This is a genomic window from Blastocatellia bacterium (assembly GCA_035275065.1).
Classification (GTDB): Bacteria; Acidobacteriota; Blastocatellia; order UBA7656; family UBA7656; genus DATENM01.
Map to the genome: position 1 here is coordinate 89659 of DATENM010000082.1, position 8033 is coordinate 97691.

Here is an 8033-nt window from a genome sequence, read left to right on the forward strand (position 1 = left end):
CATCATGAGACGCCTATCGCCCCGCCTTACCGGGCGCGCGAGCGGCACTGAAAGAAAGCATGAGTAATTCGCTGCGCGCCCAGATGCACAACCTCCCCAATAGTATAATCGAGGAGCTTATAGAAAGTGTTGACGCTGTTCTAGTACAAGGTGCTGTCCGAAGTGGGTAGAACGACCTGGGCCATACTTTTCCCAAACGGGTGAGCTTGCGAAACCACCAAGTTTCAGTTATTCATGCAAGAACGCACGAGAGAAGTGAAGCAGAAACGCACCGACGCAACCGTAGAATGCCTTCACCGCAACTCTTTCATCTTTGCGCAAGGTCAGTGGAATGAATAACCCGCTCATCAGGAGGAGCCTCATTATGCGAATTCGCAACATCACAATAAGCCTGGCGCTGGTCATCGCGCTCGCGGCAGTCGGCGCGGCGCAGAACCGCGGCAAGCTGACGCTCGATCTCTACCTCGATTGGGAGAGCGTTGCCGCGCCGCAGCTCTCGCCCGACGGCTCGCAGATCGTCTTCACGCGGCGCTGGACAGACAAGGTCAATGACAAGTACGAAAGCGATGTCTGGATCATGAACGCCGACGGCTCGCGGCAGCGCTTTCTGGTCAAAGGCTCGTCGCCGCAGTGGTCGCCCGATGGCCGGCGCATCGCTTACGTCGCGCCGGGGCAACCCGCCGGCGCGCAAGTCTTCGTCAAGTGGATGGACAGCGGCGAAGAGACACAGTTGACGCATCTCGAACGCGCGCCGTCGAACCTCGAATGGTCGCCCGATGGCCACCGCATCGCTTTTACCATGAACGTGCCGTCGCGGCAGGAATTCACCGTCCGCATGCCGCAGCGACCGGCGGGCGCAAAGTGGGTTGACCCGCCGCGCGTCATTGACCGCCTCGACTATCGCGCCGACACCGTCGGCATGCGGCCCGAAGGCTTCACGCACATCTTTGTCATTCCCGACACCGGCGGCACGCCGCGCCAGTTGACCGACGGGAATTTCAATCACGGCGCGCCCGAATGGACGCCGGATTCACAACATCTCGTCTTCAGCGGCCTGCGCAAGGCTGAAGCTGAATACGCGTGGCGCGAGTCGGAGATTTATTCGCTGGCGCTCGCCGATGGCCGCATCACGCAGCTGACCGACCGGCGCGGCCCGGATTCAGGCCCGGCTGTCTCGCCCGATGGCCGCTTGATCGCGTACACGGGCTACGACAACACCGACGACACTTATATCGTCTCGAAGCTCTACGTGATGGACATGAACGGCAAGAACCGCCGCGTGCTCACCGAAGGCTTCGACCGCTCGCCCGCCAGGCCGATCTGGGCCAATGATGGCGGCGGCATCTATTTCACCAGTGAAGATCGCGGCTCGGACAATCTCTATTTCGTGGCGCTGCGCGGCGGCGCGCCGCAAGCCGTGACGCAAGGCGTGCAGCAACTGCAAGTGACCTCGATTACGAAAAATGGGATGGTGGCGGGCGTGCTGTCAAACCCGACCGAGCCGGGCGACGTCGTCGCCTTCAGCCTCAAGAGCCCGACACCCCGTAAGCTGACGGACGTGAACGGCGACCTGCTCGAAGGCCGCAAGCTCGGCGCGCAGGAAGAGATCTGGTACGACTCCGTTGGCGGCAAGAAGGTGCAGGGCTGGATCGTCAAGCCGCCCGACTTCGACCCGTCGAAGAAGTACCCGCTGATGCTCTACATTCACGGCGGGCCGCACGGGATGTATGGCGTCGGCTTCAACTTCGAGTTTCAGAATCACGCCGCCGAAGGCTACGTCGTGTTGTACACCAACCCGCGCGGCTCGACGGGGTACGGCCAGGAGTTCGGCAACGCCATCAAGTTCAACTATCCCGGCGAAGACTATGACGACTTGATGAACGGCGTTGACGCAGTGATCAAGAAAGGCTACATAGACGAGCGCAATCTCTTCGTCTGCGGCGGCTCGGGCGGCGGCGTGCTGACTTCGTGGATTGTCGGCCACACCAACCGCTTTGCCGCGGCAGTGGTGATGAAGCCGGTGGTCAACTGGTACAGCTTCGTCGGCACCACTGACAGCGCCGACTGGTACTACAACTTCAAGAAGCTGCCGTGGGAAGACCCGTCCGAGCACTTGCGGCGCTCGCCGATCACCTATGTCGGCAACGTCAAGACGCCGACGATGTTGATGACCGGCGAATTGGATTTGCGCACGCCGATGGAGCAGACCGAGCAGTATTACCGCGCCCTCAAGCTGCGCAAAGTTGACACGCTGATGGTGCGCATACAGGATGAATACCACCCGTACAACGCGACGCCGCGCCACCCGTCGAACCGTCTGTCGCAAATCCTCTACCTGCGCGGCTGGTTCGAGAAGTACCGCAAGAAGGAATAGGGACCAGGGGGGCTAGAGGCCAGGGCCAGGAGGCTTGCCCTGGCCCCTAGCCTCCTGGCCTCTAGCCCCTGATCTGTATTATGCTGAAATTACATGGTGCAGCAGTTTTTCAAGTCGCGCGCCCTGCCATTGCTTGCCGTCTGCGTCATTGCTGTGGCGACGCTGGCCGGCGGTTACTTCGGCTCGCCGCGCGCCGTGCACGTCGTTGCCGGCGCGCCTGACGCCGACGAAGAGTTGCGCGCCGAATTTCAGGAGGCGCTGGAAACGGTTCAGGAAAGTTACGCCGGTCACGCCGACCTTGAACAGCTCGGCAAAGCCTCTATCCAGGGCATGCTCCATCAGCTCGACCCGCACTCGACCTTCTTCACCAAATCCGAATTCGATGACATGCAGACCGAGCAGAGCAGTCGTACCTACGGCATCGGTGTGACGATCTCGAAGCGCTATGACCACGTCTACATCCTATCGGTGACGCCGGGCGGGCCGAGCTGGCGCGCCGGGCTGCGCTATGGCGACGCCATCGTCTCCATCAACAAACAGAACGCCGAAGACTGGACGACTGAAAAGGTGATGTACGCGGTGCGCGGCGAGAAGGGCGATTCGGTCGAGATCGTCGTCGAGCGCGCAGGCGTCCCCACTCCGATCACCTTTAACATCAAGCGCGACGAAGTGAAGCTGCCGACGGTGCGCAACGCGTTCATCATCAGCCAGAGTAACGTCGGTTACATCGCGCTTACCGGCGGCTTTTCGGCGCGCACCGACGAAGAGATGACCGAAGCGATGGCGCACTTGAAGCAGGACGGCATGCGCCAGCTCGTGCTCGACCTGCGCGACAACCCCGGCGGCTTGCTCGACGAGGCCATCAAAGTGGCGATGAAATTCCTGCCGCCCGGCGAAAAGATAGTCGAGGTGCGCGGGCGCGATGAAGACGCCGCGCCGGCCATCCACCGCGTGCCGGACAACAACGTGCCTGAAACCTTGCCGATAGTGATCCTCATCAACCGCCGCACGGCGTCGGCTTCAGAGGTCGTCGCCGGCGCGCTTCAGGATCACGACCGCGCCTTGATCGTCGGCGAGAACAGCTTTGGCAAAGGGCTGGTGCAGGGCGTCTTTCGCCTCTGGGGAGGCACAGGGCTGGTGCTGACGACGGCGCGCTATTACACGCCGACGGGCCGGCTGATTCAGCGCAACTATGCCAACGTGTCGTTTTACGATTACTACTTCAACCGCGCCGATGCGGAGCGCACGGAGGCGGCGCGCGGTGATGCGCTGCACACAGATGCGGGCCGCCTGGTCTATGGCGGCGGCGGCATCACGCCCGACATCGAAGTAAAAGCCCCCGAGACCGGGGTGGTGCGCGGACGCTTGTTCTACGGCGCGTTTCATTTCGTCCGCCAACTCGCCGCGGGCCAGATCAACGGCCTGCGCGAATACCGAATCACCGAAACTCAATCCAAATCCCGGCTCAACGGTGACGACCTCAACCGCTTTCCGATCAACGATGCGCTGGTCGCCGCTTTCCGCGCTTATATCGCCACCCGCCCGCAGTTCAACGTCAGTGACGCGCAGTTCGCCAACAAGCTCGATTACGTTCGCTCGCAGTTGCGGCGCGAGTTGATGAGCACGGCTTATGGCGCGGACGCCGGCGATCAGGTCTATCTCGCCGACGACGTGCAGTTCCGCAAAGCCATCGAATCACTCGATCAGGCGCGCGCCCTCTCCGATAACGCCCGCCGCGCCCGCGCCGACCGCCAGCCGTGAGCCGCCGTCATCCAACTATTGACATGGCCGCGCGCGCATTTTATAAGCAACCAGGACCCGTTTGCCCCTACGGTTTCAACCCCATGATCTAAGACCCCGCGAAAGGACTCAGCTATGCTGAACTCGAAAGCGCCGGAGTATGTGCTGACGGTCGTGCAACATACTTACTGCGGCGACTGTATCTGGTTGAAGGGCAAAATAACCGACGTTTATATCGCCTCGGGCATCGTCCGCGGCGAAGATTCCAAGAACTGGCGCATGCAGATTCTTTCGCCGCCCTGGGATCGCCTTGAAAGAAAGCGCGACTTCCCTAAAGGCTTTCCCGATGTTGACGTGCCCGCAATGAAGCTGGAGGTGGATGGGCGCATCATCTTCGCCTCGCAGCAACCCGGCCTTATTAATGAAGTGCTGCTCAAGCTCAAGCCGATGCTTGTCAGCCGTCACAGCAACGCACAGATTCAAAAACAGCTCGAAGAGCTTGTGCGCACTTATAAAGAGCCGGCGACCCAGACGCTCTGCACGGTAACCTAAAGCCGACCGCCGATCCCTCACTTGCCGCGCTTTGCCTTTTGCCCTGACGGCGTGCTAGCTTGTTGGCTTAGAGCCGTTCTCATTTCAACAGCAAGCACGCCGTCAGAGCCAATGGAGATCGTCGCCTACAACCCGCTGACAGCGAACGCGGCGCTGGAGCGCATTCGCTCGCGCACGTTGCAGATGCATCCTGAGTTGATGGCGCGGGTCGCCGAGATCATCGAAGGCGTCCGCGCCGGCGGCGACGAGGCGCTCATCCACTACACCGAAAAATTCGACGGCGTGACGCTCAGGCCGGACGAGATTCGCGTCGATGCCGAATTCATCCGAGCGGTGGCCGCGCGCGCCGACACCCATACTGTGCAGGCGTTTCGCCAGGCCATCGGCAACGTCCGCGCCTTTCATGAACGCCAGCGCGAAAGCGACTGGCAAATCTCACTCGCCGGTGGCGCCACCGTCGGCCAGCGCATGCGTGCGGTCGCTGCTGCCGGTCTGTACGTGCCCGGCGGACGCGCCGCTTATCCGTCATCCGTGCTGATGAATGCCGTCCCGGCACAGGTCGCCGGCGTGCGCCGCATCGCCATAGCGACGCCGCCCGGCACGCTCGAAAAAGTGCCGGCGGTCGCCGCCGTCATCCACGAGCTAGGCATCACGGAAGTCTATCGCGTCGGCGGCGCGCAGGCGGTCGCCGCGCTCGCCTTCGGCACCGAGAGCGTGCCGCGGGTTGATAAGATCGTTGGGCCGGGCAATGTCTATGTCGCGGCTGCGAAAAAGCTGGTTTACGGCGCGGTCGGCATTGATTCAATCGCCGGGCCAACCGAAGTCGTGGTCATCGCCGACGAAACCGCCCGCGCCGCCTTTGTCGCCGCAGACCTGCTCGCACAGGCCGAGCATGACGCCGAGGCTTCGGCGGTCTGCATCACGACGAGCGCCGGCCTGGCCCGCGACGTGGCGCGCGAAGTCGAGCGCCAGCTAACCACACTGGAACGGCGCGAAATCGCCCGCGCTTCGCTCGACTCGTATGGCGCCATCTTCGTGGTTGATTCGCTTGAAGCCGCCTGCGAGCTATCGAATCGCATCGCGCCTGAGCACCTTGAGCTGATGACGGCTGACGATGAAGCCACGGCACAGATGATCGAAAACGCCGGCGCCATCTTTTTCGGCGCTTATTCGAGCGAGCCCATCGGCGATTACTTTGCGGGCCCGAATCATGTGCTGCCGACGGTCGGGACGGCGCGCTTCTCGTCGCCGCTCGGCGTCTATGATTTTCTCAAGCGCCAGTCGGTGATTCATTACACGCGCGAGGCGGTCACTCGCCACGCCGACGCCATCGCCGCGATGGCCGATAGCGAAGGGTTGACGGCGCACAAGCGCGCTGTCCTGATTAGGACGGGTGATGCGGGTCGGGCGTCAGGCGTCGGGACGGAACACGAGTCTGGTGCCACATCAAGGAGCGAAACTGGTGAGTGATAAAGGTAACAAATTAGCGAGCAGCCGCCCCAACCCCCAACCCCCATCCGCCAACCCCCTGCAAAAGATCAAGCCGGCGGTGCGCGCCATCGCGGCTTACACCCTGCCGCCATACCGCGCGACGATCAAGCTGAATCAGAACGAGAACCCGTTCGACATGCCCCCGGCGATCAAGCGCGAAGTCGAACGGCGGCTCTCAGAGCGCCCGTGGGCGCGCTATCCCGACTTTGTGCCCGCGGCGTTGCTCGAAGCGCTGGCCGCGTTCGCGGGCTGGAGAGCCGAAGGCACGCTGGCCGGCAACGGCTCGAACGAATTGATCCAGGCGACGCTGATGGTGACCGTCAGCCCCGGCACACGCGTCGTGCTGCCCGAGCCGACCTTCACGCTCTATCGCCAGATCGTCAATGTCTTGGGCGGCGAAGTCCTCGGCGTGCCGCTCACCCGCGAGCTGCAATTCGATGTTGAAGCGATTCGCCGTTGCGCGACAAACGAGCGCGCCGACCTGATCATCATCTGCTCGCCGAACAATCCGACCGGCTGCCGCATCAGCGATGACGACTTGCGCCGGCTCGCCCGCGACTTCGATGGGCTCATTGTCGTTGATGAAGCCTATCACGAATTTTCGGGTCGCACGGTGGTGCCCCTGCTCGACGAATTGCCGAACCTCGTCGTGCTGCGAACCTTTTCAAAAGCCATGGCCATGGCCGGCTTGCGCGTCGGCTACCTGCTCGCGTCGCCGCGGCTTGCGACCGAGATTCACAAGGCGACGCTGCCCTACAACCTCAACTTCTATTCGGCGATGGCGGCGCAAGTCGCCTGTGAGCAATATGAGTTATTGCGCCCGCGGATTGAATTGATTGTCCGCGAGCGCGAGCGCGTCTTTGCGGTGCTCGCCTCGATTCCCGGCCTTGAGCCGGTGCCATCGGCGGCGAATTTTCTGGTGGCGCGCACGCGGGTCGAGCCGCGAAAGTTGTTCAACGAGTTGCTGGCTCGCGATATACTGATTCGTGACGTCAGCAAGTATCCGATGCTGGCCGACTACTTCAGAGTATCGCTCGGCTCGCCCGCCGAAAACGACCGCCTGATCGCGGCGCTCGAAGAGGTGATGGGCGCAGCTTAGCGCAGTCGTGGAGGCCAACCATGGCAAGAGTCGCAGAGAAACGGCGCACGACGCGCGAAACCGATGTCGTCGTCAAGATTGACCTGGACGGGCGCGGCACGTCCACGGTCGCTACGGGCATCGGCTTTCTCGATCACATGCTCGACCTGTTCGCCCGTCACGGCCTGTTCGACCTTGAGCTGACCTGCGCCGGCGACTTGCGGATTGACGGCCATCATTCGGTCGAAGACATCGCCATCACGCTCGGCCAGGCGTTCGCCGAAGCGCTCGGCGACAAGAGCGGCATCGAGCGGTACGGCGTCGCCTACGTGCCGATGGACGAGGCGCTGGCGCGCGCCGTCGTTGATCTGAGCGGGCGGGCCTTCTTTGTCTATCGCGTCACCAACACCCGGCAGCGCATCGGCGAGCTGGACGTTGAGCTGGTTGAGCATTTCTGGCGCTCATTCGCCCAGGAAGTGCGCTGCAACTTGCACGTCGAATTATTCTACGGCGCGAACCAGCACCACATTATCGAAGCGGTCTTCAAGGCCGCCGCCCGCAGCTTGTCCGCCGCGACGCGCACCTCTGCGCGCATCGAAGGCGTGCTGTCAACCAAAGGCGTCCTATGACAGGAGGCAGGAGGCAGGAGGCAGTAAGCAGTCCCGTAGGGACGCCATGTTTATAGTCACCGGGGATAACAAAGAACCAGGCCCCGTAGGGGCGATATGTCAACATTCCGCTCCTACGGAGCTTGAAGAACCAGCCGACTCGATAACTATAAACATCGCGCTCCTAACG

6 protein-coding genes are annotated in these 8033 nt (G+C 62.2%); all 6 read left to right on the top strand.

Features of this window, described 5'->3' with window-relative positions; genetic code table 11:
* Nucleotides 1-364: 364 nt before the first annotated feature.
* The 6 genes from VJ464_19345 to hisB all read left to right on the top strand — a co-directional run bounded on the left by VJ464_19345 (nucleotide 365) and on the right by hisB (nucleotide 7864).
* Nucleotides 365-2374 (top strand): S9 family peptidase, encoded by a 2010-nt coding sequence (locus tag VJ464_19345; protein ID HKQ07289.1) that lies wholly within the window; start codon nucleotides 365-367, stop codon nucleotides 2372-2374.
* Nucleotides 2375-2467: 93 nt separating this feature from the next.
* A complete protein-coding gene (locus VJ464_19350) occupies nucleotides 2468-4135 on the top strand; it encodes a S41 family peptidase (protein HKQ07290.1) in 1668 nt (555 codons plus the stop codon).
* A gap of 114 nt (nucleotides 4136-4249) precedes the next feature.
* Nucleotides 4250-4666, top strand: a complete 417-nt coding sequence (locus VJ464_19355; GenBank protein HKQ07291.1) for a hypothetical protein — start codon at nucleotides 4250-4252, stop codon at nucleotides 4664-4666.
* A gap of 111 nt (nucleotides 4667-4777) precedes the next feature.
* A complete protein-coding gene (gene hisD, locus VJ464_19360; protein ID HKQ07292.1) occupies nucleotides 4778-6136 on the top strand; it encodes a histidinol dehydrogenase in 1359 nt (452 codons plus the stop codon).
* Nucleotides 6129-7256, top strand: a complete 1128-nt coding sequence (gene hisC, locus VJ464_19365; protein HKQ07293.1) for a histidinol-phosphate transaminase — start codon at nucleotides 6129-6131, stop codon at nucleotides 7254-7256. The genes hisD and hisC overlap by 8 nt, the downstream gene beginning before the upstream one ends.
* Before the next feature lie 20 nt (nucleotides 7257-7276).
* Nucleotides 7277-7864 (top strand): imidazoleglycerol-phosphate dehydratase HisB, encoded by a 588-nt coding sequence (hisB, locus tag VJ464_19370; GenBank protein ID HKQ07294.1) that lies wholly within the window; start codon nucleotides 7277-7279, stop codon nucleotides 7862-7864.
* Nucleotides 7865-8033 lie beyond the last annotated feature (169 nt).